This window comes from Allotabrizicola aquatica (SeqCode) (assembly GCF_965194375.1).
GTDB classification, from domain to species: Bacteria; Pseudomonadota; Alphaproteobacteria; order Rhodobacterales; family Rhodobacteraceae; genus Tabrizicola_A; species Tabrizicola_A aquatica.
In genome coordinates this window covers 286,785-312,764 of record NZ_CBDAEL010000003.1, presented here as the reverse complement: position 1 = coordinate 312,764, position 25,980 = coordinate 286,785, and the positions used below count along the sequence as shown (strand labels likewise).

Genomic DNA, 25,980 nt, shown 5'->3' with positions numbered 1-25,980 from the left:
CTTTTGTGGAAATACAGGAGCATTCTGACCGAATTTTGCCCATCTTTCAATGATGCGGTCATTGAATCCACAGTTATCCTGATTTTTGATTGACACGACGCCCCTTGCTGACGCGTAATTTTGCCAGAACAAAAGGCGCAGGCGCGCCATTATCGACCGCGCCCCAAGCGCCAGAACCACCCAACCGGCCTGCCGCATCTCCGGCGGCCCCCATCAGGGAGTGTGACATGCGCCTGCCTCTAACCCTTGCCGCCTTGCTCTGTGCCTCAACCGCCATGGCACAGGAGTCCACCGATCCGATCAAGCTGACGCTGCATGACTGGACGGGCCAGCTGATCACCACCCAGTTGATGGGTGAGGTGCTGAAAAAGGGCGGCTACAACGTCGAATATGTTCAGGCTGATTATCTTGCCCAGTTCGCGGGTCTGGAAACCGGCGATCTGCATGTGGCCATGGAAATCTGGGAAACTACGGGGCGTGACGCGATGGACGCCTCCACCGCGACGGGCAATGTCGAGGTGCTGGGTGCCACTGGCATGCAGGCCAAGGAAGAGTGGTGGTATCCGCTTTACATGAAGGAAAAATGCCCCGGACTGCCGAATTGGGAAGCCCTGAAAGACCCCGCCTGCGCCGAGGCGTTTAGCACTGCCGAAACCGCGCCGAAGGGTCGCTATCTGGGCGGGCCGGTCACATGGGGCGGGTTTGATGAGGAACGCATCGCCGCCCTTGATCTGCCGTTTGAGGTGATCCACGCTGGCACCGACGCAGCCCTGTTTGCCGAATTGGAAAGCGCCTATCAGCGCCAAGCGCCGGTCATGCTCTGGGTCTATGCCCCGCATTGGGCACCCGCCAAATTCGAAGGCGAATGGGTGGAATTCCCGACGTATGAGGCCGCCTGCTATACCGATCCGGCTTGGGGCGGAAACCCGGATGCGGCGCATGACTGTGGCAAGCCTTTTGGCGATATCTGGAAGGTTGGCTGGTCGGGCGTGAAAGACAAATGGCCCGGCGCACATAAGGCCATTCAGGCCTTTACCGTCGACAATGCTGCGATGGGGCAGATGATCACCGAGGTCGATCTGAACGGCAAAGCCATTGAGGCTGTGGTGGCCGACTGGATGGCCGCCAATGAGGCCACCTGGAGCACTTGGATCGCCAAGTAAGCTTTTCGCCCCCATTTCCAAACCTACTCCCGGCGCGTCACCCGATGCGCCGGGGCCAGATGAAACCGGGTTCCTTTATGTCTGACGACAGCGCAACGCTGGTGTGCCGCAACCTGTGGAAGGTGTTCGGCGCCCGCGCGACCGAGGCGTTTTCCACCGCCGGGGGCGACGCCGCGCGGCTTGCCGCGCTGGGCCTTGTGCCCGCTGTGCGCGCCGTGGATTTGTCGGTCCGCCGCGGCGAGATCTTTGTGATCATGGGCCTGTCGGGGTCTGGCAAATCGACGCTGGTGCGGCTGATGTCGCGGCTCATTGAACCGACCGCTGGGCAGGTCTTGTTCAACGGCCAAGATCTCTTGACGGCGAGTGAAGCCGAGATGACCCAGATCCGGCGGCACAAGATGGGCATGGTGTTTCAACACTTTGCCCTCTTGCCGCATCTGACGGTTCTGGAAAACGTGGCCTTTCCCTTGGATGTTCAAGGCGTTGCGCGACCCGAGCGCGAGGCGCGGGCGCGCGAGATGATCGCGCTCGTGGGCCTTGCAGGCCGCGAGGGCGCCTATCCGCGCCAGTTGTCGGGCGGGCAGCAACAGCGGGTCGGCATCGCGCGTTCGCTCGCGGTTGAGCCTGAATTGTGGTTCTTGGATGAACCCTTTTCCGCGCTTGACCCCCTGATCCGGCGCGAGTTGCAGGATGAGTTTATCCGCCTGCAATCGCGGCTGCAAAAGACCATCATCTTCATCACCCATGACTTTGACGAGGCGATCCGTTTGGCCGACCGTATCGCCATCATGAAGGACGGCCAGATCGAACAGATCGGCACACCGCAGGATCTGGTGCTGCATCCGGCCACCGATTATGTGCGCGCCTTCACGGGGGCGGTGGCCAAGGCCAAGGTGGTGCGGCTGGGATCATTGGTTACCCCCGGTCCTGTGCCTGCGGGCGCGGCCATCCTGCCCGCCCGCGCCACAGTGGCCGAGGCGGGGCAGGCGTTTCTGGATGGTCAGGCGCTGGTCGGCGTCGAAGAAAACGGCACACCCATCGGCACCGTTGCGCGCGATGATGTCGTCCGGCTTTTGCTCGGGGGAGAGGCATGATCCGGACCAGCCCCTTGCCCGCGCTCGGCGGCACGCGCCCGCTGTGGGTGGTGGCGCTTGGCCTTGCGGTGGCGCTGTGGCTTTGGGGGCAAGCCTTTCTGCCCTTTGCCTTTGACTACCCGAAATCCGCCCAAATCCCCGCCGCGCGGTGGATTGGCGCCTTTATCACTTGGCTGGTGAAAGAGGCCGCCATCGGCCCCATCGCTTTTGCTGACCTGACGCGTGCGGTTTCAACGATTATCGATGTGCCATATCAAGCCGCCCTTGGCCTACTGGCCGACGGCGTGCAGCGGCAAGAGGCGGGCCAAACCCTGCAACTGGTGCCACCCCTGTCGTGGCTGGCCGTCATCGCGATCATGGCGCTCTTTGCCCATTGGGCGGGCGGGGCAGGGCTGGCGGCGCTGGTGGCGGGCTGCTTTGTGTTCGTGGCAATCTTCGGCCATTGGCATGCCACGATGGTGACGCTGGCCTCCATCGTGGTGGCCGTGCCTTTGGGCGTGGCTGGCGGCCTTGGCCTTGGCATCCTCGCTTGGCGCAACCCGTGGTTTGAGCGTGCCCTGCGCCCGGTTCTGGACCTGATGCAGACCATGCCGGTCTTTGCCTATCTGGTGCCGATCCTGATCCTTTTCGGCTTTGGTCCTACGGCGGCGGTGATTGCCACGCTGATCTATGCCACCCCGCCGATGACTCGCATCACCACGCTGGCCCTGTCGCGCGTGCCGTCAGAAACCCACGATCTGGCCACCATGGTTGGCTGCACCCCGCGCCAGCGCCTGTGGCGCGTGCTGGTCCCCTCGGCGCGTGAGCCTTTGTTGGTGGGCGTCAATCAGGTGATCATGCTGTCGCTGAACATGGTCATCATCGCCTCGATGATCGGGGCAGGCGGTTTGGGGTTTGAGGTGCTAAACGCCCTGCGCCGGTTGGATTTCGGCACAGGGCTGGAGGCGGGGCTGGCCATCGTAGCGCTGGCCATCGCGCTGGACCGGCTGAGCCAAGCCATCGCGCATCGCAGCGCGGGCGCGGTAGAGAGCACCGGCCTTTCCCGCCATCCTTACCTTGTGGCCGCCTTGGCCTTTGCCCTTGGCGCCGGGCTGATCGGCCTGATGCTGCCCGCCGTGCAAACCTACCCCGAGGCGGCGCATCTTTCGACCAGCCCCTTTTGGGCCGCGCTGGTGGAATGGATCAACGTCAGCTTCTTTGACACGCTTGAGGCGGTGAAGAACGCGATCCTGACATGGGTCTTGATGCCCGCCAAACGCTTCCTTCTGGGTCTGCCATGGCTGGGCGTCGTTGCCCTTCTGGGCCTTGTGGGCTGGCGGTTGGGGGGCCTGCGCCTTGGGCTTTTGTGCGCGGGCCTGTCGTTTCTGATTGCCGCCACCGGGCAATGGGAAAAGGCGATGATCACGGTCTATCTGTGCGGCATCTCGACCCTGATCGCTATGGCCATTGGTCTGCCCATCGCCATCTGGGTGGCCGAGCGGGATCGCTGGTGGACCGTCACCCGCCTTGTGATCGACACGCTGCAAACCCTGCCGAGTTTCGTTTACCTGATGCCCATCGTCATGCTGTTCCGGGTCGGTGATTTTACCGCCATGATTGCGGTGGTGGCCTATGCGGTGGTCGCCTCGGTGCGCTACACCGCTTTGGGCCTGCAAGGGGTGGACCCAAGGCTGATCGAGGCAGGCCGCGCCATGGGCTGCACGCCTTGGCAGATCCTGACGCAGATCCGACTGCGGCTGGCGTTGCCCGAAATCCTGCTGGGCCTGAACCAGACCATCATGTTTGCCCTGTCGATGCTGGTCATCACCGCCCTCGTCGGCACCCGCGACCTTGGCCAAGACGTCTATATCGCCCTGACCAAGGCCAACCCCGGCAACGGGCTGGTGGCGGGGCTGGCCATTGCCTTCATCGCCATCATCGCCGACCGGCTGTTGTCCGCCGCCGCCCGGTCAGCCCGAGAAAAACTGGGATTGGAGGGTGCCACATGATCGCCGCGATGATCCCTGACACCATCCGCGCCTTGCCCTGCTGGCGGGGTGAGATCGCGGCAGAGCCCCTGCACGGCGGGTTGTCTAATGAGAGCTGGAAGGTGACCGATGCCGCTGGCGCGCATGTCGTGCGCTTTGGCCGCGATTACCCATTCCACCACGTTGACCGCGCGCGTGAGGTGATGACCGCCCGCGCCGCCCATGCCGCAGGCTTTGGCCCGTCGGTGGAATATGCCGCCCCCGGTGTCAGCGTCGGCCAGTTCATCACGGCGGCCACTTGGACCCCCACCGATGTCAGCGCCGCCCCCGACCGCGTGGGCGCACTTATGCGCCGCTTTCACCACGAGATGCCCGCCCAGATCACCGGGGCGGGGTTCATCTTTTGGCCGTTCCACGTGATCCGCGACTATGCCCGCACCATCGCCGCAGGCGGCAGCCCCTTTGCCCCTGGCTTGCCCGATCAACTGGCGCTCGCCGCCAAGTTGGAGGCGGCGCAAATCCCCATGCCCATCGTCTTTGGCCATCATGACCTTCTGCCCGCGAACTTTCTGGATGACGGGCAAAAGCTGTGGTTGATCGACTATGAATACGCAGGCTTTGGCACCGCGATGTTTGACCTTGCTGGCGCGGCCTCAAATGCCGGGATGAACGGCGCGGAGACCGAGGCGCTTTTGGTGGCCTATCTGGGCCACAAACCCGACGCCGCCTTTGCCCGCGCCTTTGACGCCATGCAAGCCGCCAGCCTTCTGCGTGAGGCGATGTGGGCGATGGTGTCAGACCTGCACCTGTCAGCCCCCGGTGCGAACTATCGCGCCTATGCCACTGAAAACCTTGAAAAACTGGCTGCCAGCCTGTCGCACTTTACCCAAGCACACGGAACCCTTTGACATGACACTTCCCACTCAGGCCCAGATCATCGTGATTGGCGGCGGCATCATCGGCTGTTCCACTGCCTATCACTTGGCCCGCGATCACAAGGCCGATGTGCTCTTGTTGGAGCAGGGTAAGATCACCAGCGGCAGCACATGGCACGCGGCGGGTCTGGTGGGGCAGCTGCGCTCCTCGGCGTCGATCACCAAGGTGCTGAAATACTCGGTCGATCTTTACAAGGGGCTTGCCGCCGAGACCGGCCTTGATACCGGCTGGAAGATGACGGGCTGCCTGCGCCTTGCCACCACCCAAGACCGTTGGACCGAATACAAACGCCTTGCCACCACCGCCCGCAGCTTTGGGATGGACATGGAACTGGTCAGTGCGGATGAGGTCAAACGCATGTGGCCCCTGATGGACACCTCTGACCTGATCGGGGCCAGCTGGCTGCCGACCGATGGGCAGGCGAGCCCCTCGGACATCACCCAGTCGCTCGCCAAAGGCGCGCGGATGCACGGCGCGAAGATCGTCGAAGGGGTGACCGTCACCGGGTTCCGGATGGACGGTCGCCGCATCACCCATGTGGAAACCACCCAAGGCGACATCGCTTGCGACAAGGTGGTGAACTGCGGCGGCATGTGGGCGCGCCAGCTTGGCGCGATGGCCGGGGTCGCAGTGCCGCTGCACCCGGTCAAGCACCAATACATCATCACCGAAAAGATCGACGGACTTTCCCCCGACGCCCCCACGCTGCGCGACCCGGATCGGCGCACCTATTTCAAGGAAGAGGTCGGCGGCCTTGTGATGGGCGGGTATGAGCCGAACCCCCAAGGCTGGGTGACGGGCGACATTCCTGCCAATTGGGAATTCCGCCTCTTTGACGACGACTTCGACCATTTCGGCCAGCATCTGGAGCAGGCCATCGCCCGCGTGCCCGCGCTGGAACACACGGGCGTCAAGCAGATGATCAACGGGGCTGAAAGCTTTACCCCCGATGGGAATTTCATCCTTGGGCCCGCGCCCGAATGTGACAACATGTATGTGGGTGCCGGGTTCAACGCCTTTGGCATTGCCTCGGGCGGCGGGGCAGGCTGGGTTCTGGCCGAATGGGTGATGCGCGGTGAGGCGCCCTTGGACCTCTGGGCCGTGGATATCCGGCGCTTTTCCGGCCTGCACCGGCATCGCGATTGGGTCGCCACCCGCACACTTGAGGCTTATGGCAAACACTACACCGTCGCCTTCCCGCATGAGGAATATGACAGTGGCCGCCCCCGCATCACCTCACCGCTTTATGCGCGCCTGCAAGCCAAGGGCGCGGTCTTTGGATCAAAACTCGGGTGGGAGCGGCCCAACTGGTTCGCCCCCGCCGGGGTTGAGGCCCGCGATCACTATTCGATGGGCCGCCAGAACTGGTTTGGCCCGGTGGGCGAGGAACACGCCCATGTCCGCGCCCATGCCGGGGTGTTCGACCAATCGTCTTTCGCCAAGTATGAGCTGTCCGGCCCGAAGGCTGCCGAGGCGCTGGAAGCGATCTGCGCCAACCGCGTCGCGCGTGAGGTGGGGCGGCTGACCTATACCCAGCTTCTCAACAGCCGGGGCGGGATCGAGGCTGATCTGACCGTGGCGCGTCTGGCGGAAGATCGGTTCTACATCGTCACCGGCACCGGGTTCCGCACCCATGATTTCGGCTGGATCGCCGACCATCTGCCAAAAACCGGCGTCAGCTTTGAAGATGTCACCGAAGGCTGGGGCACGCTGTCGCTCATGGGCCCGCGCGCGCGCGACATTCTGGCGGCGGTCACGGCGGAGGATGTGTCGAACGCAGCACTGCCCTTTGGCTCGGCCCGCATCCTGACCATCGCCGGGGTCAAGGTTCGCGCCTTGCGGGTCACCTATGTGGGTGAGCTTGGTTGGGAATTGCACTGCCCGATCCATCAGTTGGGCGAGGTTTATGATGCGCTGATGGCGGCGGATCCGGACCTTCGCCCCGTCGGCTATCGCGCGCTGGAAAGCTTGCGATTGGAAAAGGGCTACCGCGCGTGGTCTTCGGACATCACCCCCAATGACACGCCTTTTGAGGCGGGTCTGGGCTGGGCGGTCAAGCTGAAATCCAACACCCCCTTCCATGGCCGGGCCGCACTTGAGGCGGCGCAGGGCAAGCCGCTGACCAAATCGCTCATGACCTTCACCGTCGAGGATCCGGCGGCCGTTCTGGTCGGGCGCGAGACCATCCTGCGCGATGGGCAGGCGGTGGGCTATCTCACTTCCGGCGGCTATGGCTATAGCATCGGCAAGAGCATTGGCCTTGGCTATGTCCGCCATGAGGCCGGCGTGACTGAGCCTTGGCTGACGGCAGGCCGCTATGCCCTTGTCATCGCGGGCGCGGAAACGCCTGCCACACTGTCGCTCAAGCCGCTGGTCGACCCCGAGGGCGCACGCATCAAGGCCTGAGGCGCGCCAGACCCCCAAACGCAAACGGCGCGGCAGGTTTCCCTGCCGCGCCGTTGTCTTACGCCTCGCGGCGGTAGGATTAGTCTTCAGCCGAAGCTGCCAGACCCGAAGGCGCTGCGATGTTGGCCACAACAAAGTTGCGCGCGACGGTGGGCTTGGCGCCTGCAGGCAGGGTGATGTCGTTGATGTGGATCACATCGCCGATCTGCTTGCCGGTCAGGTCCACGGTGATGTGGTCAGGAATATCACCTGCGGTGACTTCCAGTTCCACTTCCGCGCGCACAACGGTCAGGGTGCCGCCACGCTTCAGACCGGGCGAGGCTTCGTGGTTCGCGAACTCGACATGGATGAACAGCTCGATCTTCGAGTCGTCATGGATGCGCAGGAAGTCGACATGCGTCGGCAGATCCTTGACCACGTCGCGCTGCACACCACGGCAGACGACATGCACGTCCTCATGACCCTCAACCTTGAGGTTCAACAGCGACTGCAGGAAGCGGCCCTGCTTAAGGCGCTTGAGCAGATAGTTGTAGCTGATGTTCAAAGCGACCGGTTCTTTACCGTCGCCATAAACGATTGCGGGTACGTTGCCCTCACGACGAGCTTGACGAGCGGCCCCCTTGCCTGTCCCCGTCCGTACCGCGGCGATGAAATCTTGAGCTTCACGAGCCATGGTTCTCTCCTTGATAAGTCCGCCATCCTCCAAGGGTGCATGGCGCGACCGTGGGCCTATAGCGGGGAATCGGCTTTAGGGAAAGCCCAAAATCCGCCATCCCCGCAAAAGCCGCGAAACCGCCAAAAGCGGCGCGGGCGAGGGATCGCGTGTCGTCAAAAGACGCGCCGGACCTGCGTAGCAAGGGTAGCACAGGGCCAATCCTGACGCGAGCCCCGGCATGTCCTTCCTCTCCCTTCTGGCCATTTCGCGCCCGGCCGTGGCCGCTTTTGCTGCCATGGGCATCCTATGGGGCACCTTTGCCGCCGCCTTGCCCGACCTCAAGCTGATGCTCGGGGTGGACGAGACGCAGATGGGTCTTCTCATGTTCATGACCCCGGTGGCCGCTGTGGTGGCCATGCTGATTGCGCCCGCCGCTGGGGTGGCCTTTGGCCGTGTGGCGCTGCCGGCGGCCACGCTTTTGATGTGCGCTGGGTTCATGCTGCCCGGTCAGGCCAGCGTGATCTGGATGTTCCCGATTGCGATGATGGCGGCGGGCTTTGGCACCGGCATGACCGATGTCTTGATGAACGCCCGCGTCGCCGCGATGGAGGCGAGCCGCGGGCTCCACCTGATGAACCTTGCCCATGCGGCTTATTCCTTTGGCTACGCTGGCGGCTCCATCGCCACCGGCGTGATGCGGCAGGCGGGCTGGTCTCCGGCTTGGGTCTTGGGGACCATGGTTGCGGTGGCCGGGCTGATGGCGCTGTTGACGATCGAGCGGGATGGCCGCATCGAAGGCTTGGCGCGCCCAAAAACCAGCGCTGGGCGTGGGCTTGGCTGGGTGCCGGTCATCGGCGGTGGCATGGTGTTCATTGCCTTTTTGACGGAAAACGCGGCTGAGAACTGGTCGGCGCTGCATATCGAACAAACCTTGGGAGGCTCGCCCGCCCATGGCGCGATGGGGCCTGCGACGCTGGCACTGACCATGGGGGTCGCGCGATTGGTGGGGCAGGGGATTGCCGGGCGGGTGCGGCCGGTGGTGCTGCTCACAGCGGGGGCGCTGGTTTCGGCGGTGGGGGCCTTTGCCGTGGCGGCGGCCGTCACACCTTGGATGGCCTATGCTGGTTTCATCGTGATGGGCATCGGATCTTCGGTCATCGCGCCAACCGCTTTTTCGCTGGTGGGCAGCCAAGCCGCGCCCGAGGCCCGCGCCCGCGCCGTGGCCCGCGCCACGCTCTTTGGCTATTTCGGCTATTTCATCGGCCCGCCCGGTTTCGGCTTTATCGCGGGCAGCCTTGGCCTACGCTATGCCTTCGTCTTTGCCGCCGTGATCCTTTTGCTGGTGCCAGTTCTGGCCCGGATCATGGCCCGTCGCGGCTGATCACGGCCCGCATCCCACCCGCCGCGTCGGCATAGGTGCAGAAAATGTCGCGCAGCGGGGTGACCTTTGGCTGCGCGCGGGCTAACTGAGCCTGCGCGCGACAGGAGTTTCTCGACCATGGCCTATTTTCTCGGTGTTGATACCGGCGGCACCTATACGGATGCCGTGATTGTCGATGAGGCGGCTGATACCGTCATTGGCAAGGCCAAGTCCCTGACCACGCGCCAAGACCTTGCGCTGGGCATTGGCCGCGCGGTGGATGCCGCCCTCGAAGGGGCCGGGATTGCCGCCAGCGATGTGGCGCTGGTGTCTTTGTCCACGACGCTGGCCACCAATGCGCTCGTGGAAGGCCAAGGCGGGCGCGTCGCCCTGATCTTCATCGGCTTTGACGCCGGAGATATGGAGCGCGGCGGGCTGACCGAGGCCCTTAAGGGCGACCCGGTGGTCCTTCTAGATGGTGGCCACACCCATGCCGGAACCGAGGCCGCCACGCTCGACACCGCCGGGCTTGAGGCGCAGCTTCTGGATCTGCGCGACAGCGTCATGGGCTTTGCCGTGGCCGCGCGCTTTGCCACCCGCAACCCGGCGCATGAAATCGCTGCGCGCGAGGTGATCCGCCGGGTTACCGGCCGCCCCGTGACCTGCAGCCATGAATTGTCGGCCAACCTGAACGGCCCCAAACGCGCGCTGACCGCCGTCCTGAACGCCCGCCTGATCGGGATGATCGACCGGCTGGTGACGGCTTGCGAGCGGCATCTGGCCCAAGTTGGCATTGATGCACCCCTGATGGTGGTGCGCGGCGATGGCGCGCTGATTTCGGCCTCCATGGTGCGCGAACGCCCGATCGAAACGATCCTTTCTGGCCCCGCTGCCTCCATCGTCGGCGCGCGCTGGCTAACGGGGGCACCCGATGCGCTGGTCAGCGACATTGGCGGCACCACCACCGATGTGGCGCTGTTGCGCGGCGGCCTGCCCGAGATTGATCCGGCTGGTGCCCGCGTTGGCGGCTTTCGCACCATGGTCGAGGCGGTGGCGATGCGCACCACCGGCCTTGGTGGCGACAGCGAAGTGCATCTGAAAACCGACGGCCTGCTCGGTGGCCTGCGCCTTGGGCCTCGGCGGTTGATGCCGGTGTCGCTTCTTGCGGTGGACCACGGAGCGATGGTGCACGCGACCCTTGACCGCGCGCTCTCGACCGAAACGGCAGGCGAGTTTGACGGTCGCTTTGTGGTGCCGATGGGCGGCAATGCCGGGGGCCTCAACGCCCGCGAGGCAACAGTTCTTGCGCGCATCACCCAACCCATGCCGCTCGCAGCCGCGTTGACCAGCCGCATCGAAGTGGCCGCACTGGAGCGTCTTGTGGCGCGCGGGTTGGTGATGCTTTCAGGTGTGACCCCCTCGGATGCCAGCCATGTGCTCGGCCGCTTGGACAGCTGGGACAGCACCGCCGCCGCCAAGGCGCTGAAACTGCTCGCCCGCCGCCGCAACGGCGCAGGCGACCGCTTTGCCACAGATGGCGAAACCCTTGCCACCGCGATCATCGACCAATTGACTGCCCAAACCGTCGATTGCCTCTTGGAAGCAGCCTTTGACGAGGATGACGCGTTCGACGGCCAAGCCTCCGAGGTTCTGGCGCGCCATCCGCTCATGACCGCCGGGCTGAAACACCACCGCGGCGTGGTAGAGCTCACCGCGCGCCTTGGTGTGCCCGTGATCGGGCTCGGGGCTTCGGCGCCGTCCTATTACGGGGCCGTAGGCAAGGTGCTGGGCTGCGAGATGATCCTGCCCGAACATGCCGGTGTGGCCAATGCCATCGGCGCGGTGGTCGGGCAGGTGTCGCAAAAGGTGACTGGCATCGTCACCTCGCCCGCCGAGGGTCGCTTTATCGCCCATCTGCCCGATGCGCTGCAAACCTTCTCAAGCGCCACCGAGGCGCTTGCCGCCTTGGAAAGCGCCTTGCGCCTTGAGGCGGAAACCCGTGCCAAGGCCGCAGGTGCCGAAGATCTGCGCATCACCGCCAAACGCGATCTGCGCGAGGTCGACATCGAAGGGCGCAAGATGTTCGTCGAAGCCTCCGTCTCGGTCACCGCCGCCGGCCGCCCCCGCGTCGCGCACAGCTGACCGCGGCTAGTCCCCTGCACCCCTGGCGGAACGCCTTCGGCGGGGGAGTATTTTGAAAGGCGCAAATCCTTTAGCCGTTCTTAACTTTGACGGGGCAAGCTCGCGCGGCGGTACAGGGAGGAGTCCCGATGACCGCAAGGCGCAAGTCGTCCCGACGGGTGTGAGAAGCGCTCTCTGCGCACTGGACCGGTGCCCTCGTCGGGGCGCATTGCGCCGTGATACTGGGCTTGTTGCCGGGCTTGCGCCTTGCGAAATACTCCACGGGGGTCCGGGGGTGTGAAACCCCCGGCGCGTGGGACACGAAACCGCCCAATCGCCCGCGAATCCCCCTTGACGCCCTGCGCGCCCCGCCGTATCCCCCGCGCCAGTGGCTAGGTAGCTCAGCTGGTTAGAGCACATGACTCATAATCATGGGGTCGGGGGTTCGAGTCCCCCCCTCGCCACCACTTTTCTCTGCTCACTGTCGAAATCGGCGTGCGCGCCTTAGGGCTCCAGCACGTAGCGTCCTGGTGCAGTGTCCAGGATGGGCAGCATTTTGCCGGGTGCGCCGGAGCCCGGCGGCGCGTCTGGCATGCCGCTTAGGCCGTCCAGCCACGTGCGCCACTCGGGCCACCACGACCCCGGCTGCGGCGGGTGGCGGGCCAGCCAAGCATCGGGGTCGATGTAATGCGCCCCTGCCGGGCGGTGGCCGATGCGGTAATGCCGGTCGGGGTGGTCGGGCGGTGACAAGATGCCCCCATTATGCCCGCCCTTGGTCAGCACCACCGTCAGGTCGCAATCGGTAAAGAGCGTGGTCTTATAGACCGACCGCCACGGCGCGATGTGATCCGTCTCGGTCGCCACCACGAAGATCGGGGCCGCAATATCCTTCAGCGCAATCACCCGCCCCTCCACCGCAAAGCGCCCGGCGGTGATGCGGTTTTCCAAAAACACGCCGCGCAGGTATTGCGAATGCATCCGCGCTGGCATCCGGGTGGTGTCGTTGACCCAGACGGTCATGTCGGTCGGCAAATCCGCCTCGCCCAGAAAATAGCGCCGCGTCGCGCGCGACCAGATCAGATCTTCGGACCGGATCGCCGCAAAGGCCCCCGACATCTGCGGGCGGTCCAGAAAACCGCGCGCCCACATCATGTCTTCCAGAAAGCTCACCTGGCTGTCGTCCAAGAACAGCAATAACTCGCCCGCTTCGGCGAAATCCACCTGCGCCGCCATCAGCGTCACTGAGGCCAGCCGGTCATCGCCGTCGCGCGCCATGGTGGCCGCCGCGATGGCCAAAAGCGTGCCGCCCAAGCAATAGCCATTAGCATGGACCCGCGTCCCCGGGACGATGGCGTTGATCACGGCCAGTGCCTGCAAGATCCCGTCCTTGCGGTAATCCTCCAGCGACCAATGCGCCTCGGCCTCGGTCGGGTTGCGCCACGAGATGCAGAACACCGTGTAGCCCTGATCCACAAGCCAGCGGATCAGCGAGTTTTCCGGCGACAGATCAAGGATATAGTATTTCATGATCCAAGCCGGAACGATCAGCACCGGTTCAGGCCGGACGGCTGCGGTCGTTGGGCTGTATTGGATCAGCTCCATCAGGTCATTGCGATAGACCACCGTGCCGGGCGTGCTGGCCAGAACCTTGCCAATGCCGAAGGCCTCGGGCACCGGGCGGTGTTCGCGGGCCAGAATATGGCGGGCGTCGTCGATGGCATGGGCGGCACCCTCGATCAGGTTGCGCCCGCCGGTCGCTACGATTTGGGCAAGGATCTCGGGGTTTGATGGCGGGAAGTTTGACGGGGACACCGTATCCAGCAACTGGCGCATCATGAAGCCGATGCGCCGTGCATTGGGCCTTTGCAGCCCCGGCAGCGGTGCTGTCGCCGCGCGCCACCAATCCTGTACCGCGAGAAAGCCCTGCTGCCAAAGGGCAAAGGGGGCGCGGTCCCAACCGGGATGCAACCAGCGCGGATCATAAGGCCCCGGCGCAAAGGGCTTATCCTGTGGCAGGCCCAAGGCTTTGGCCATCGCGTATTGCGCCAGCTCCAGCGCGTTGGTCCGCGCCTGCTCGGCCAGTTCCATCTGGCGGCCCGGCGCGCGTGCCAGATGCATCATCCAATCCGTCCACGCATCCAGCATCGCATGCGAGGACAGCCCGCCAGTCATCTGGACCATGCTGGCCTGAAGGGCGCGGTCGAGTGCGGCATGCGGGTGCAGGCCAGCCTTGGCGCTTGCCTTGGGGGACGGCTCGAAGCCCGGTATCGGGGCGATGACCGCGGGAACTTGATCGCCTGCCGCCTCACGCGCGCCCTTTTCGTGGGAAGCATCCGTAGCACCCCCCGAACTCGCACCAGCAGGCATGGGGCTTAGGGTCACAGGACGTTTCTTACGGGTCATATCGGGTGGGCCTTATCCAAAGCGGCGCCCTCGGGCGGCGGCCACCCACCAGCCCAGTGCACAGCCCAGACTGCCCCGCCGTCTGGCCCCTGTCGTTGACAGACGTCATCGCTGCATGGCCCGCGTGCGTAGGCGCAGCTTCCCTGACGCTTGCCTAGGCTCCAGCCACTTCGCTCAGGCCCGGCAACTCGGCCGAACCGCTGCGCAGCATGTCCTCCAGCGTCAGCGACTCGATGATCACGAGATAGGACCAGAACACCTCGGCAAAGACCTTGCGGATGCGGCAGGTCGCCTCGTCGGTGCAGTCCTCGCAGCGATGATAGGCGCTGCGCGACAGGCAGGGCAGGGGGGCAATCGGCCCGTCAATGGTGCGCAAAAGGTCTGGAATCGAGATATCGGCTGGCTTTTTCAACAGCGAATAGCCCCCGAGCCGTCCTCGGGTTGACCGGATCGCCCCTGCATTGCGCAGCTCCAAAAGAATATGCTCCAAAAACCGCTTGGGCGTGCCAGCCCGCCGCGCGATTTCCTCAATCGTCAGACCCTCGGGCACCGGGCGGGCGGCCTCATCGGCCAGCACCAACAGGGCCTTCAGCGCATATTTCATCTTCTGTGTGATCATGATCGAAGCCTAAGGTGCCAAGGGCGCAAGATCAATCGGCGCTTGGGCGGTTTGCCCTTGTGTCGCGCCCTCGGCAGGCAACGTCAGCCGTTCGACCCGCTGCGCGGTGCGCCGGTAGTGATCGGCCAGCAGGGCGGCGGCCAGATCGGCATCGCGCGCCAGCGCAGCGCGCGCCAATGCCTCATGTTCGGCCTGCACATCACGGGCCGGCTCGCCCGGAGCCGGGGCCAGCATCGGATGGCGATAGCGCTCGCTTTCCACATAAAGCCGCTGAAAAAACTCCATCAGCCAGCCCGAACCACAGGCTGAAAGCAGCGCGGTGTGAAAGCTGTGATGGCGCGCCTCCAGCGCGCGGGCCTCCGCTTCGGTCGCGCTGCCACGTGCGGCTTGCAACAAAAGCGCATGCAGGCTGCCGACAATCCCCGCCTCCCACTCATCCCCGCCCTGTTCGATCGAAAGCCTCAGCGCGCGCTGTTCAATCAAGATGCGGGTATTGGTGGCATCCCACAGCTCTTCGATCGACAAGGGGGCCACCGAAAACCCCTTCAGCGCCACCGAGGTCACCAGCCGCTCGGCCTGCAAACGGTTCAAGGCCTCGCGCAGCGGCGAAAATCCCATCTCGTAGCGCTGCGAAAGCTGGGCCATGCGCAAAGGCGCGCCGGGCTTGAGCTGGCCGGTGACAATATCCCGGCGCAGGCTGTCATAGGCTTTTTCGGCAAGCGTCATGGTCAGGGCACCCTTTCGCGCCAACTATGGCGCGGGGCAGGGTGTTTGGCAATTGTGGGATTTTCGAAAATCCGTATTGCCTTCGAAAATCATCCGCGCCAGACTGCCCGACGAAACGCATCCTGCATCTGGGAGAAGCCCCCATGGCCACCTCGCGCGAGAACCACCGGGAAGATGTCATTGGCCGCGCCAATGTCGAGGATACACCCGAGCTTTTGGCCTATTATGATGAGTTGGACAAACACCACGCAGGCGCCCTTTGGACCGTGGCCAATAAGATCGAACCTTGGGAGCCGAAATCACAATCCATCCCGGTGGTCTGGCGCTACAAGGACCTGCGCAATCATGTGATCCGCTCGGTTGACCTTGTGACGCCGGAAAAGGCGGGCCGCCGGGTGATCTATCTCAACAACCCCGGCCGGACCGATGTCGCGGCCGCTGTGGGCTGGATCTATGCCGGATTGCAAGTGATGAACCCTGGCGAGGTCGCATCAGCCCACCGCCATTCGGCCAGCGCCATCCGCTTCATCATGGAAGGCACGGGGGCCTATACCGTGGTCGATGGCCACAAGATGACCCTTGGCGCCAATGACTTTGTCCTCACCCCCAATGGCACATGGCATGAACATGGCGTCAGCGCCGATGGGTCCTTGTGCCTCTGGCAAGACGGTCTCGACATCCCCTTCGTCAACGCGATGGAGGCGAATTTCTACGAGGTGCATCCCGACCTGAACCAGGCCGTTGGCTATGCGGTGGATGATATGACCAAAACCTGGGGCAATGCGGGGCTCACACCCTCCACGGGCGCATGGTCACACGGCTATTCGCCGATGTACAAATACGAATGGGTGCCGACCTATGAGGCACTTTCCAAATACGCAAGCTGCACCGATGGCAGCGCGTTTGATGGGGTGATGATGGACTACGTCAACCCGGTCACCAACGGCCCGGTGATGAAAACCCTTGGCGCGAGCATGCAGATGCTGCGCCCGGGCGAACACACCAAAGCCCACCGTCACACCGGCAGCTACCTCTACCATGTCGCCAAAGGTCGCGGCTATTCGGTGATCAACGGCAAGCGCTATGACTGGTCGGAGCGTGATATCTTCTGTGTCCCCTCTTGGGCCTGGCACGAACACGTCAACCTCGACGACCGCAACGACGCCTGCCTCTTCTGCCTTTCCGACATTCCCGTGATGCGCGCGCTTTCGCTCTACCGCGAAGAAGCGTTTGGCGACAACAACGGCCACCAGCCTATCCTGTAAGGAAATATCATGAAACTCGTTACCTACCGCGCCTCCGTCGAGGATGCCGCCCGCCTTGGTGTCATCGTGGATGACATGGTCGTCGATGTCGCCGCGCTGGGCGAGGCGCTGGGCGATCCCTTGCCCGACACCATGCTGGGCCTGATCGATGCCGGGCGCCCGGGCCTTACCGCCCTGCGCGCTTGTCTGGACGAAGTGGGAACCGACTTCCCGATCCACACGGCCACCGCGCTGGCCAATGTGCGCCTCCTCGCCCCCATCCCCCGGCCCCGCAAGAACATCTTCGGCATCGGTCTGAACTACCTTGACCATGTCATCGAATCCGCCAAGGCGCTCGACACCAACAAGGATTTGCCCAAGCAACCGGTGATTTTCTCCAAACCCCCCACCGCCGTCATCGGCCCGGATGAGCCGATCCTGCACAACGCCAAGATCACAAAGCAACTCGATTGGGAGGTGGAATTGGCCGTGATCATCGGCACCACGGCCCGCCGCGTCCCCCGTGAGGGCGCGCTTAAGCATGTCTTCGGCTATTCGGTGATGATCGACGTCTCGGCCCGCGACAACCGCCGCGCCGGGCAATGGATCTTCTCCAAGGGGATGGACAGCTATGCCCCCTTCGGTCCTGTGATCGTGACCGCCGATGAGATCCCCGATCCGCAAAAGCTGGACCTCTGGCTCACCGTCAACGGCGTCGAAAAACAGCGCTCCAACACCGCCAAGATGCTCTTCAAGGTCGATGAGCTGATCGCTGACATCTCTCAAGGCATCACACTCGAGCCGGGTGACATCATCGCCTCGGGCACGCCCGAAGGTGTCGGCGCCGGTCGCGACCCCCAAGAATTCATGTGGCCCGGCGACACCATCGTGGCTTGCGTCGAAGGCATCGGTCGCCTTCGCCACCCGGTTGTCAATTCCACGCCGGACTGATTTCATCTTGGCATAAATACTCTCGGGGGGTCCGGGGGGCGAAGCGCCCCCGGGGCTTCCCGCAAGCGGGAGCTAAACATGACCCTCACCGTCGCCGTCGCCCAAATCGCCTCGATCCCGACTGACAGCCTCGCCACCGCCGAGAAAGCCGCCGCCACCTTGCGTGCGGCGGCGGCGAAAGGGGCCAAGCTCGTCGTGTTCCCCGAGGCGCTGATTGGCGGCTATCCCAAAGGCGAAAGCTTCGGCGCGCCTATCGGCATGCGCAAACCCGAAGGCCGCGCCGCCTTTGCCCGCTACCACGCCGCCGCGATTGATCTGGATGGCCCCGAAGTCGCCGCCCTTGCCGAGGCCACCGCCGAGACCGGCGCCTTCGCCGTGGTGGGCGTCATCGAACGCGACGGGGCGACCCTGTATTGCACAGTCCTCTACTTCGACGGGGCCAAGGGGCTTGTCGGCAAGCACCGCAAACTGATGCCCACCGCCGGAGAACGCCTTGTCTGGGGCTTTGGCGACGGCTCGACCATGCCTGTCTTCAAGACCGATTATGGCACCATTGGTGCTGTGATCTGTTGGGAAAACTACATGCCCGCGCTTCGGATGCATATGTATCACCAAGGGGTTAGCCTTTACTGCGCCCCAACGGCGGATGACCGCGACACCTGGCTTGCCACCATGCAGCACATCGCTTTGGAAGGCCGCACCTTCGTGCTGACCGCCTGCCAGCACATCACCCGCGCCGCTTACGGCCCTGACCACGAATCCGCGCTGGGCGATGATCCGGCCACCGTGATGATGCGCGGCGGATCGGCGATCATCGGCCCCTTGGGCAAGGTACTCGCTGGTCCCGATTTCAGAGGTGAGACCATCCTTTATGCCGAGATCGAACCCGCCGAAATCCCCCGCGCCAAGTATGATTTCGACGTGACCGGCCATTATGCCCGGCCAGACGTCTTTGAACTCACCGTCGATACCCGCGCCAAATCCGCCGTAAAGGAAGTCTGATGTATTGGAATATGGACGCGGTGGAAGAGCCCATCGCTTATAAGCTGCTCGCCGCCACCATCATGCCGCGCCCCATCGCTTGGGTCGTGACCCAAGACCGCGAAGGCCGCCTCAACGCCGCCCCCTACAGCTTTTTCAACGCCATGGGCTCTGAACCGCCCACCGTTGTTTTGGGCATCCAGTCCGATACAGGTCGTGGCTTCAAGGACACTGCCGACAACATCCACGCCACGGGCGAGTTTGTCGTCAACCTTGTGACCGAGGCGATGGCCCCCGCCATGAACATCACCGCGCTGGATGCGCCCGCTGGCATGAATGAGCTTGAGATCGCAGGGCTAGACACCTTGCCCTCAACCCAGATCAAGCCGCCCCGCATCAAAGGTAGCCCTGTCTCCTTTGAATGCGTGCTGCATTCTTCGATCGTCACCGGCCCCTATCAGACTGTGGTGATCGGACGGGTGAAGGCCGTGCATATCGAAGACCGGTTCGTCCTCGACACCGAACGCGCCCATATCGACACGCCCGCCTTGCAACTGGTGGGGCGCAGCTATGGCTCGACCTATGTCCGCGCCCAAGACACGTTCGAGATGGCGCGGCCGAATTGGGCGACATGGACGGGCAAAGGTAAATCCTGACCGCCCAAGCGCTGTCCCACAAAGCCCTGCCGAACGCCAGACCTAGTCGCCGGTGCCGCTGCGCACCGGATTTTCGAAAATTCGATTGACAGAATCCTGAGTCTTGGAATTACTAAACTGGTCAGTAAGATTTCTGGCGCGCGTTTCGAAAGGGCAGGGCATGCTGCAAGAGCGTATCGAAGGCAAATGGCTGGCCGCGTTCCGCCGCGTGTTCGCGCTGAACGGCATCGGCAAGGGCACCAAGCTGGCGATCCTGTCCGAAACCCAGTCGCGCCCGGTCCTTATCCAACTGTGTGAACTCGCGGCCTATGACCTTGGGGCCGAGTTCTGCATGATCCAGATGCCGACGCCCGTGCAAACCGCGCCCGTTCCGGTGAAATCCACCGGCACCTCTTGGGCCATTCTAGGCAACCGCTCGGTGATCGAGGCATTGAAACTGCAAGACATCATCGTCGATTGCACCGTCGAAGGGCTCATCCACGCCCCCGAATGGCCGGAAATCGAGGATGCGGGCCGCGCGCGGCTGTTGGTCATCACCAACGAACACCCCGAAATCCTTGAGCGCACCGAACCGAAGGCCGAACACGCCGCCCGCGTCACCCTTGGCGTCCAGATGCTGCGCGAGGCCAAGCTGATGCGCGTCACCTCCAAGGCCGGGACCGATCTCACCATCGACCTGACCGACGCCCCTTGCGGCGGCACCCCCGGTTTCGGCACCACCCCCGGCGCGGTCGCCCATTGGCCCGGCGGGCTGTGCCTTGCCTTCCCCGGCAAGAACACCGTCAACGGCCGCATCGTGATGGACGTGGGCGATATGAACCTGACGTTTAAGACCTTCCTGACCAGCCGCATCGATTGCACGATCGAGAATGATTTCGTCACTGCCATCAAGGGCGACGGCATCGATGCCCTTCATTTCCGCGAATACATGGAGGCTTGGGAGGATCGGAACGCCTATGGCATCTCGCATGTCGGCTGGGGCGTGAACCCGGCCGCCAAATGGGTTTCGGCCACCCTATATGACAAGCGCGACATGCAGGCCGTCGAATTCCGCGCCCTTCCCGGCAGTTTCCTATGGTCCACCGGGGCCAACCAATATGCTGGGCGCTATACGCTGGGCCATTTCGACCTGCCGATGCGCAATTGCACCATCACGCTCGACGGCCACGCCGTCGTCAAGGAGGGCGTCCTGCTGGGCGACCTCGCCCTTTGATCCCCGAGGCCCCGATGAGCACCCCCGCCGATTACTACGACCTCTCTCGCGTCCGCACCGAAGTGATTGTGGCCTTGGACAAGATAAACGCCATGGGTCCGGCCTTTGCCACCCGCGCCAAGGCGGTGGATGATGATGCCTCTTTCCCGACGGAAAACTACAAGGATCTGGCCGACGCCGGTTTCTTGGGCCTGTCGATCCCGCAAGAATTCGGCGGCTGGGGCTTTTCCATGGGCGAATATGCCATGGTCGGGGCCGAGATTGCAAAATACTGCGGCGCCACTGCGCTGACCTTCAACATGCACAACTCGTCCATGGCTTGGTCGCGCTTCATGTATGACATGCCGAACCTGAGTGCCGAGGAGAAGGCCGCCTTCGCCCCCTTGCGCGAAAAGCAGTTCCGCCGGGCGATGAAAGAGCGCGCAATCTATTCGCAGCCCATCTCTGAAGGCGGACAAAACTGGACGTCCAAGCCCAACCAAACCCAATGCTGCAAGGTGGATGGGGGTTGGAAAATCAACGGCTTCAAGAAATTCGCCAGCCTCGCGGGCTATTGCGACTATTACACCATCGTCTGCACCGAGGTGTTCGAAGGCGTGGAGCCGCGCCACGAGGATACGGTGCTGTTCGTCGTCCACAAAGACACCCCCGGCCTGACGGTCAAGGGCGAGTGGGACCCCTTGGGCATGCGCGGCACCAACAGCCGTGATCTGATCTTGAAAGATGTCTTTGTCACCGAAGATGATCTTCTGATGCCCAACGGCATTTTCGGCAAAACGCTGCCAAACTGGCCCCACATGATGGCCACGCTCTCGCCCACCTACATGGGCGTGGCGCAAGGGGCCTATGATTTCACCGTGGCCTATCTGCAGGGCAAAATCCCCGGCCAGCCGCCGATTGACCGCCGCATGTATGCGACCAAACGCGTTGCTGTCAGCAAGATGTATGCCCGCCTTGCCAATATGCGTGCGCTGTGGTGGCAGGCGTTTTCCGAAGCCAAGGGGATGCCCGGCAAACCGGAAGTGATGCGGATGTACGCCGCCCAGTACAACGTCATGGAAGGCGTGCAGGAAATCGCCGCCATGGCCATCCGAACCTGTGGCGGCCAGTCCATGCTGAAATCCTTGCCCTTGGAACGCATGTATCGTGACAGCCGCTGCGGCGCGTTGATGCTGCCCTATACCTCGGAAATCATGGAGGATTACATCGGGGTTCTTGCGCTTTACGAGATGGACGAACTTGACCACGCCCCCGGCGACGAGGGTGGTGCGCGCAACTCGCTTTGGCGCGGGCACTCGGGCGCCTTGCGGGCTCTGCGCTGATGGGACGCGAGACGCTGCATGTCATCGCCACGGCCAGCGCATCGCCCGATGCGCTTTGGGGCACGGCGCGAGATTTTTGCGGCGCTTGGCATCCCTTCATTGCCACCATCACGCAGGAGCGCGGCGAAAAGGGCGCATTGATCCGCCGCTTTACGGCGCATGGCGAGGACACCGTCTACCGCGAACAACGCACCTATCTGTCGAACTCAGACCGCGTCATCGCCTATACCCATCTTGAGGGCATCAAGGGGGCCAGCCGCTACAACGCCCGCCTGACGTTCTCGCCCCGCGATGGCGGCGGCACCGCGATCAGCTGGACCGCCGAGATCGAGGCCCCCGGTCCCCGCGCCTCGGACATTGCCAAAGGCACGCAACCGGTGTTTGAGGCCGGGATCGACGCGCTGATCGCCCGCGCCGGGCAGGGGGCCGAGACCCCTCCCGCCGCAGCCCCCGCCGTTGCATTGACCGAAACCATCCTGCCCGGCACCCCGCGCCTTGGCCTGACCCATACCGCCGCCAAAGGCCGCACGCTGGCGCTGTTCCTGCATGGCATCGGCGGCGCGCGCCAGAACTGGGCGCGCCAACTGGGCCAAGTCGGCCATCTGATGACCGCCTGCGCCATGGACCTGCGCGGCTATGGCGACAGCAGCCTTGGCTTTGACCAATCCACAGTCGACGATTATTGCGACGACATTTGCCGCGTCATGGCCCATTTCGGCGCCGACCGGCTGGTGTTGGTGGGCCTGTCCTACGGCTCATGGATCGCGACCTCCTTCGCCATGCGCCACCCTGAAAAGCTGGCGGGGCTGGTCTTGTCGGGCGGCTGCACAGGCATGTCCGAAGCGGGGCCAGAGGAACGGGAAGCCTTCCGCGTCTCGCGCGAAGTGCCGTTGAACGCGGGACAGGTGCCTGCCGATTTCGCCCCCGCCGTGGTCAAGGTGATCGCCGGGCCGGATGCGCCCGACGCCATCCGGGATGAGCTTTTGGCCTCCATGTCCGCCATCCCCGCCGCCACCTACCGCGATGCGCTGGTCTGCTTTACCTCGCCGCGCGAGCGGTTTGACTTTGCCCGCCTGACGATGCCCACGCTTCTGATGACCGGCCAGCATGACCGTCTTGCCCCCCCGTCCGAAATCCGCGCTGTTGCGGGCCGCATTCTTGATGCCGCGCCGCAGATGCAAGACGCCCGCCCCGATGTGCAATATGAAACCATCCCCGGCGTTGGCCATGTCTGCAATGTTGAAGGGAGCGACGCCTATAACGCCGCGCTGATCCCCTTTCTGGCGCGGCTTGTGCCATGACAGCCCTGCCGCCCCGCGCCCGCAACAAGCAGCTGAAAGAGCGCCGGATCTTGGCCTCCGCGCTGAAGGTCTTTGCGGATCAGGGCTATTCCGGCACATCGATGGATGCCATCGCGGCGCTGGCAGGTGTGTCAAAACCAACGCTTTATCAATACTTTGGCAGCAAGGAACAGCTCTTTTCTGCCATCATGGTCGAACAGCGCGACACTATGCTGGGCGCGTTTGAGGAACCCGACGGTCTGGGGTTGGTGCCGGAACTTTGGGCCTTTTCCTGGCACTATGCCGACACCGTCCTGCGCCCCGATTTCCTGTCGCTCGCCCGGCTTACCATCGGTGAGGCGCAGCGCTTTCCCGAGATTGGCCGCGCCTATCAATCCGCGGGGCCAGAGCGCGTTTTGCGCGGCGTGATGGCCTATCTCTCGGCCAAGCGCGCCGAAGGGCGGCTTGCCTTTGACGATGCGGAACTCGCCGCCGAGGACCTTTGGGGCCTGATCCTGTCAGCCCCGCGCAACCGCGCGCTGCATGATGCGGCCAACCTGCCGGGCCGCGCCGATCTGCACCGCTTTATCACCAATGGCCTTCGGGTGTTCCTGAAAGCCTATTCCACCGATCCCGGCCAAGATCTGGCCCAACTTCAGGCCCTTGCCGCCGAGGGCCCAACACCACGGGGACACCATGACTGATACCGCGCCTGACCCTGCCCAGCTGCACGCCTATATGGACGACGCAACCAGCCGCTTTGCCACCGTGGCCCTTGTGGATACCAACGGGCTTTTGCGTGGGCAGATGGTGTCGGTCTCCAGCCTGAAGGGCATCTTGAAGAACGGCATGGGCATGGCGCCCGCGCAACTGGCGCTTGATCCGACTGATGAGATGCTGGAAATGCCCGGCGTCACCGATGGCACCGGCGATTTTCACGACGACCCCTTGATCGTTGATCCGACCAGCGCGCGCCGCATCCCTTGGGCGAAGCCCGGCCATGACCTTTTGGTTCTCACCAACTATTCCGGCGACACCGCCCAGATCTGCCCGCGCTCGATCCTGAAATCGGTGCTAGACCGGGCCGCAGCCCACGGTTTGCATCCGAAATATGGGATGGAGTTGGAATATACCCTTTTCGACGAAACCCCGGAATCGGCACGGGACAAGGGCTATCGCAACCTCAAAACCGCCACCATGCACCCAAGCCACGATCTGGTGCTGTATCAGACCGTGCAAACCGAATGGTACGAGGCGGTTTCGGCCATGTGCGAACCCCTGAAGATCGATCTGGCCAAGATGCACGAAGAAATCGGCGGCGGGTTCCTTGAGGCTTGCATAGGCGCTGGCCAAGGGTTGGAGCCTGCCGATCAGCTGGTGCTGCTGAAGAACTTCATCCGCGCGCTGGCGCTGCGGCAGGGCCGGTCGGTCACCTTCATGCCGCGCTGGACGGAAACGGCAGACAGCCAGTCCATCCACCTGCACATCTCGATGAAGGATGCGGGCGGCAAGACATTGTTCCACGACCCGAAGGCTGAACATGGCATGAGCCAGACCTTCCGGCATTTCTTGGGTGGGCTGCAGAAATACATCGGCGATCTCAGCCTTGTGTTCCTGCCCACCGTCAACAGCTACCGCCGCTTTGCGCCGGGCACCTTTGCGCCGCCTGGCCTGACATGGGGCTATGAGAACCGCACGACCTGTTTCCGGGTCGTAGGCCATGATGCGGGGTCCTTGCGGGTGGAAAACCGCCTGCCGGGGGCGGATACCAACCCCTATCTGACGGCGGCCGCCACCATCGCCGCGGGCGTTGCGGGCATCCTTGAGCAGATCGAACCGCAGGCGGAGGTCAAGGGCAACGGCCACGCCAACCCGCAGGAAGGGGCCGACTATGCCCGCTCGATGCCCGAGGCGATTGCCCGGCTGCGCGGGTCGGATTTTGCGCGTGACTGGTTGGGCAACCGCTTTGTCGATGCCTTCTCGGCCACCCGCCAAAGCCAGCACGACCAGTTTGCCAAAAAGGTGCCCGACGTCGAACTGCAACGTTTCTTTGATCTGGGCTAAGGGCATGGACCTGCGCCAGTCCTTTGTCGAAGGCATGGCCCGCGCGACCACCTTCGTGTCGATCATCACCACCGACGGGCCGGGCGGACAACATGGCGTCACAGTGTCGTCCATGACCTCGGTCTCGGCCGATGGTGAGGCGCCTTCGCTTTTGGTCTGCATCCACCACAAAAGCCCGGCCGTCGCCGCCATCCTTCAAAACGGAGCTTTCTGCGTCAATCTTCTGAACACAGGCCAACAGGGCCAGTCCGACATCTTCGCGGGACGTGCCCCCTCTGATCTGGCGCGGTTTGACCGGGTCGACTGGCAGGCAGGGCAGGGCGGTCAGCCAGTGCTCGCGGGCGCGGCGGCAAACTTTGAATGCACGCTCAAGTCCACGCTTTTGTGGAAAACCCACCATGTGCTGATCGGGCAGGTCGGCGCGGTGCATCTGTCGGACAACCCTGATGCGCTGCTCTATGGCCAGCGCAGCTATCGCCGTGCGGTTGGCATGGATGAGCTGGCCTGAGCGGCACAGCCCATCCAGTGGACCGTTCGGACCTACCATCGCCGCACGCTGCGAATCACCTATCAGGCAAACAGATCCTCCCCAAACAGCCTTGCAGGCCGGTCAAAATGGCAAGCACTGCCTGCTCGCTGGGAAATGAACGGGATTTTGGCGGCATCCTGTTGACAGCGACGGCCCGTAAGTGCCTAATCTGGCGTTATCATTGGGCTTTGGCTGGCACTGTCACAAACTTGTCAGGCAAAGGCCTTATGTCGTGCAAAATGACGAGTGTGGCGTTGCCGTTCTCGCAAAACCTTCCGGATGACCGGAAC

General features: G+C 63.6%; 21 protein-coding genes and 1 tRNA gene. 18 read left to right on the top strand and 4 right to left on the bottom strand.

Annotated features, from left to right (window positions below):
• Positions 1-227: 227 nt before the first annotated feature.
• From AC72UB_RS06790 to AC72UB_RS06770, 5 genes are all read left to right on the top strand, one after another.
• On the top strand, positions 228-1,163 hold the full coding sequence (locus AC72UB_RS06790) for an ABC transporter substrate-binding protein (protein WP_505189095.1): 936 nt from the start codon (positions 228-230) through the stop codon (positions 1,161-1,163).
• Positions 1,164-1,240: 77 nt separating this feature from the next.
• A complete protein-coding gene (locus tag AC72UB_RS06785) occupies positions 1,241-2,257 on the top strand; it encodes a quaternary amine ABC transporter ATP-binding protein (protein WP_505189094.1) in 1,017 nt (338 codons plus the stop codon).
• Complete coding sequence (locus AC72UB_RS06780) at positions 2,254-4,245, top strand: ABC transporter permease (protein WP_505189093.1); 1,992 nt, start codon at positions 2,254-2,256, stop codon at positions 4,243-4,245. The genes AC72UB_RS06785 and AC72UB_RS06780 overlap by 4 nt, the downstream gene beginning before the upstream one ends.
• Positions 4,242-5,132: a phosphotransferase gene (locus tag AC72UB_RS06775; protein WP_505189092.1), complete on the top strand. Its 891-nt coding sequence runs from the start codon at positions 4,242-4,244 to the stop codon at positions 5,130-5,132. Before AC72UB_RS06780 ends, AC72UB_RS06775 begins: the two co-directional genes overlap by 4 nt.
• A 1-nt stretch (position 5,133) precedes the next feature.
• Positions 5,134-7,566 carry a GcvT family protein gene (locus tag AC72UB_RS06770; RefSeq protein WP_505189091.1) on the top strand — a complete coding sequence of 811 codons (2,433 nt, stop codon included), beginning with the start codon at positions 5,134-5,136 and terminating at the stop codon, positions 7,564-7,566.
• Positions 7,567-7,645: 79 nt separating this feature from the next.
• Here the strand turns inward: AC72UB_RS06770 and AC72UB_RS06765 are convergent, their stop codons facing one another.
• Positions 7,646-8,239, bottom strand: coding sequence for a 50S ribosomal protein L25/general stress protein Ctc (locus tag AC72UB_RS06765; RefSeq protein WP_505189090.1), 594 nt, complete (start codon positions 8,237-8,239; stop codon positions 7,646-7,648).
• Between the two features lie 220 nt (positions 8,240-8,459).
• Between AC72UB_RS06765 and AC72UB_RS06760 the strand changes: the two genes are divergently transcribed.
• The 3 genes from AC72UB_RS06760 to AC72UB_RS06750 all read left to right on the top strand — a co-directional run bounded on the left by AC72UB_RS06760 (position 8,460) and on the right by AC72UB_RS06750 (position 12,169).
• On the top strand, positions 8,460-9,602 hold the full coding sequence (locus AC72UB_RS06760; RefSeq protein ID WP_505189089.1) for an MFS transporter: 1,143 nt from the start codon (positions 8,460-8,462) through the stop codon (positions 9,600-9,602).
• Positions 9,603-9,719: 117 nt separating this feature from the next.
• The gene (locus AC72UB_RS06755) at positions 9,720-11,723 is read left to right on the top strand and encodes a hydantoinase/oxoprolinase N-terminal domain-containing protein (protein ID WP_505189088.1); all 2,004 of its coding nucleotides are present in this window, start codon (positions 9,720-9,722) and stop codon (positions 11,721-11,723) included.
• A gap of 369 nt (positions 11,724-12,092) precedes the next feature.
• Positions 12,093-12,169: transfer RNA gene (locus tag AC72UB_RS06750), tRNA-Met, on the top strand.
• 37 nt (positions 12,170-12,206) lie between these two features.
• Here the strand turns inward: AC72UB_RS06750 and AC72UB_RS06745 are convergent.
• The 3 genes from AC72UB_RS06745 to AC72UB_RS06735 form a co-directional block, all read right to left on the bottom strand.
• On the bottom strand, positions 12,207-14,105 hold the full coding sequence (locus AC72UB_RS06745; protein ID WP_505189087.1) for a PHA/PHB synthase family protein: 1,899 nt from the start codon (positions 14,103-14,105) through the stop codon (positions 12,207-12,209).
• 154 nt (positions 14,106-14,259) lie between these two features.
• Entirely contained in the window at positions 14,260-14,724 is a 465-nt protein-coding gene (locus tag AC72UB_RS06740; RefSeq protein ID WP_463291330.1) for an Rrf2 family transcriptional regulator, read from the bottom strand.
• A 9-nt stretch (positions 14,725-14,733) separates the two neighbouring features.
• A complete protein-coding gene (locus AC72UB_RS06735) occupies positions 14,734-15,450 on the bottom strand; it encodes an FCD domain-containing protein (protein ID WP_505189086.1) in 717 nt (238 codons plus the stop codon).
• Between the two features lie 143 nt (positions 15,451-15,593).
• On the opposite strand from AC72UB_RS06735, the gene AC72UB_RS06730 reads away from it, so the two are divergent.
• The 10 genes from AC72UB_RS06730 (at position 15,594) to AC72UB_RS06685 (ending at position 25,669) form a co-directional block, all read left to right on the top strand.
• Positions 15,594-16,715 carry a cupin domain-containing protein gene (locus AC72UB_RS06730; RefSeq protein ID WP_505189085.1) on the top strand — a complete coding sequence of 374 codons (1,122 nt, stop codon included), beginning with the start codon at positions 15,594-15,596 and terminating at the stop codon, positions 16,713-16,715.
• A 9-nt stretch (positions 16,716-16,724) separates the two neighbouring features.
• Positions 16,725-17,645, top strand: a complete 921-nt coding sequence (locus AC72UB_RS06725) for a fumarylacetoacetate hydrolase family protein (RefSeq protein WP_505189084.1) — start codon at positions 16,725-16,727, stop codon at positions 17,643-17,645.
• A 78-nt stretch (positions 17,646-17,723) separates the two neighbouring features.
• Positions 17,724-18,647, top strand: coding sequence for a carbon-nitrogen hydrolase family protein (locus tag AC72UB_RS06720; RefSeq protein WP_505189083.1), 924 nt, complete (start codon positions 17,724-17,726; stop codon positions 18,645-18,647).
• Positions 18,647-19,282, top strand: a complete 636-nt coding sequence (locus tag AC72UB_RS06715) for a flavin reductase family protein (RefSeq protein ID WP_505189082.1) — start codon at positions 18,647-18,649, stop codon at positions 19,280-19,282. Before AC72UB_RS06720 ends, AC72UB_RS06715 begins: the two co-directional genes overlap by 1 nt.
• A gap of 160 nt (positions 19,283-19,442) precedes the next feature.
• A complete protein-coding gene (locus AC72UB_RS06710) occupies positions 19,443-20,495 on the top strand; it encodes a 2,5-dihydroxypyridine 5,6-dioxygenase NicX family protein (protein WP_505189081.1) in 1,053 nt (350 codons plus the stop codon).
• 14 nt (positions 20,496-20,509) lie between these two features.
• Entirely contained in the window at positions 20,510-21,817 is a 1,308-nt protein-coding gene (locus AC72UB_RS06705; RefSeq protein ID WP_505189080.1) for an acyl-CoA dehydrogenase family protein, read from the top strand.
• Positions 21,817-23,118 (top strand): alpha/beta fold hydrolase, encoded by a 1,302-nt coding sequence (locus AC72UB_RS06700; protein ID WP_505189079.1) that lies wholly within the window; start codon positions 21,817-21,819, stop codon positions 23,116-23,118. The genes AC72UB_RS06705 and AC72UB_RS06700 overlap by 1 nt, the downstream gene beginning before the upstream one ends.
• A complete protein-coding gene (locus tag AC72UB_RS06695; protein ID WP_505189078.1) occupies positions 23,115-23,801 on the top strand; it encodes a TetR/AcrR family transcriptional regulator in 687 nt (228 codons plus the stop codon). Before AC72UB_RS06700 ends, AC72UB_RS06695 begins: the two co-directional genes overlap by 4 nt.
• Complete coding sequence (locus AC72UB_RS06690) at positions 23,794-25,161, top strand: glutamine synthetase family protein (protein ID WP_505189077.1); 1,368 nt, start codon at positions 23,794-23,796, stop codon at positions 25,159-25,161. Before AC72UB_RS06695 ends, AC72UB_RS06690 begins: the two co-directional genes overlap by 8 nt.
• A gap of 4 nt (positions 25,162-25,165) precedes the next feature.
• The gene (locus AC72UB_RS06685; protein WP_505189076.1) at positions 25,166-25,669 is read left to right on the top strand and encodes a flavin reductase family protein; all 504 of its coding nucleotides are present in this window, start codon (positions 25,166-25,168) and stop codon (positions 25,667-25,669) included.
• Positions 25,670-25,980 lie beyond the last annotated feature (311 nt).

Coding starts and splice junctions, on each gene's coding strand:
- AC72UB_RS06790 (WP_505189095.1), top strand. CDS start 228: ATGCGCCTGCCTCTAACCCTTGCCGCCTTGCTCTGTGCCTCAACCGCC.
- AC72UB_RS06785 (WP_505189094.1), top strand. CDS start 1,241: ATGTCTGACGACAGCGCAACGCTGGTGTGCCGCAACCTGTGGAAGGTG.
- AC72UB_RS06780 (WP_505189093.1), top strand. CDS start 2,254: ATGATCCGGACCAGCCCCTTGCCCGCGCTCGGCGGCACGCGCCCGCTG.
- AC72UB_RS06775 (WP_505189092.1), top strand. CDS start 4,242: ATGATCGCCGCGATGATCCCTGACACCATCCGCGCCTTGCCCTGCTGG.
- AC72UB_RS06770 (WP_505189091.1), top strand. CDS start 5,134: ATGACACTTCCCACTCAGGCCCAGATCATCGTGATTGGCGGCGGCATC.
- AC72UB_RS06765 (WP_505189090.1), bottom strand. CDS start 8,239: ATGGCTCGTGAAGCTCAAGATTTCATCGCCGCGGTACGGACGGGGACA.
- AC72UB_RS06760 (WP_505189089.1), top strand. CDS start 8,460: ATGTCCTTCCTCTCCCTTCTGGCCATTTCGCGCCCGGCCGTGGCCGCT.
- AC72UB_RS06755 (WP_505189088.1), top strand. CDS start 9,720: ATGGCCTATTTTCTCGGTGTTGATACCGGCGGCACCTATACGGATGCC.
- AC72UB_RS06745 (WP_505189087.1), bottom strand. CDS start 14,105: ATGACCCGTAAGAAACGTCCTGTGACCCTAAGCCCCATGCCTGCTGGT.
- AC72UB_RS06740 (WP_463291330.1), bottom strand. CDS start 14,724: ATGATCACACAGAAGATGAAATATGCGCTGAAGGCCCTGTTGGTGCTG.
- AC72UB_RS06735 (WP_505189086.1), bottom strand. CDS start 15,450: ATGACGCTTGCCGAAAAAGCCTATGACAGCCTGCGCCGGGATATTGTC.
- AC72UB_RS06730 (WP_505189085.1), top strand. CDS start 15,594: ATGGCCACCTCGCGCGAGAACCACCGGGAAGATGTCATTGGCCGCGCC.
- AC72UB_RS06725 (WP_505189084.1), top strand. CDS start 16,725: ATGAAACTCGTTACCTACCGCGCCTCCGTCGAGGATGCCGCCCGCCTT.
- AC72UB_RS06720 (WP_505189083.1), top strand. CDS start 17,724: ATGACCCTCACCGTCGCCGTCGCCCAAATCGCCTCGATCCCGACTGAC.
- AC72UB_RS06715 (WP_505189082.1), top strand. CDS start 18,647: ATGTATTGGAATATGGACGCGGTGGAAGAGCCCATCGCTTATAAGCTG.
- AC72UB_RS06710 (WP_505189081.1), top strand. CDS start 19,443: ATGCTGCAAGAGCGTATCGAAGGCAAATGGCTGGCCGCGTTCCGCCGC.
- AC72UB_RS06705 (WP_505189080.1), top strand. CDS start 20,510: ATGAGCACCCCCGCCGATTACTACGACCTCTCTCGCGTCCGCACCGAA.
- AC72UB_RS06700 (WP_505189079.1), top strand. CDS start 21,817: ATGGGACGCGAGACGCTGCATGTCATCGCCACGGCCAGCGCATCGCCC.
- AC72UB_RS06695 (WP_505189078.1), top strand. CDS start 23,115: ATGACAGCCCTGCCGCCCCGCGCCCGCAACAAGCAGCTGAAAGAGCGC.
- AC72UB_RS06690 (WP_505189077.1), top strand. CDS start 23,794: ATGACTGATACCGCGCCTGACCCTGCCCAGCTGCACGCCTATATGGAC.
- AC72UB_RS06685 (WP_505189076.1), top strand. CDS start 25,166: ATGGACCTGCGCCAGTCCTTTGTCGAAGGCATGGCCCGCGCGACCACC.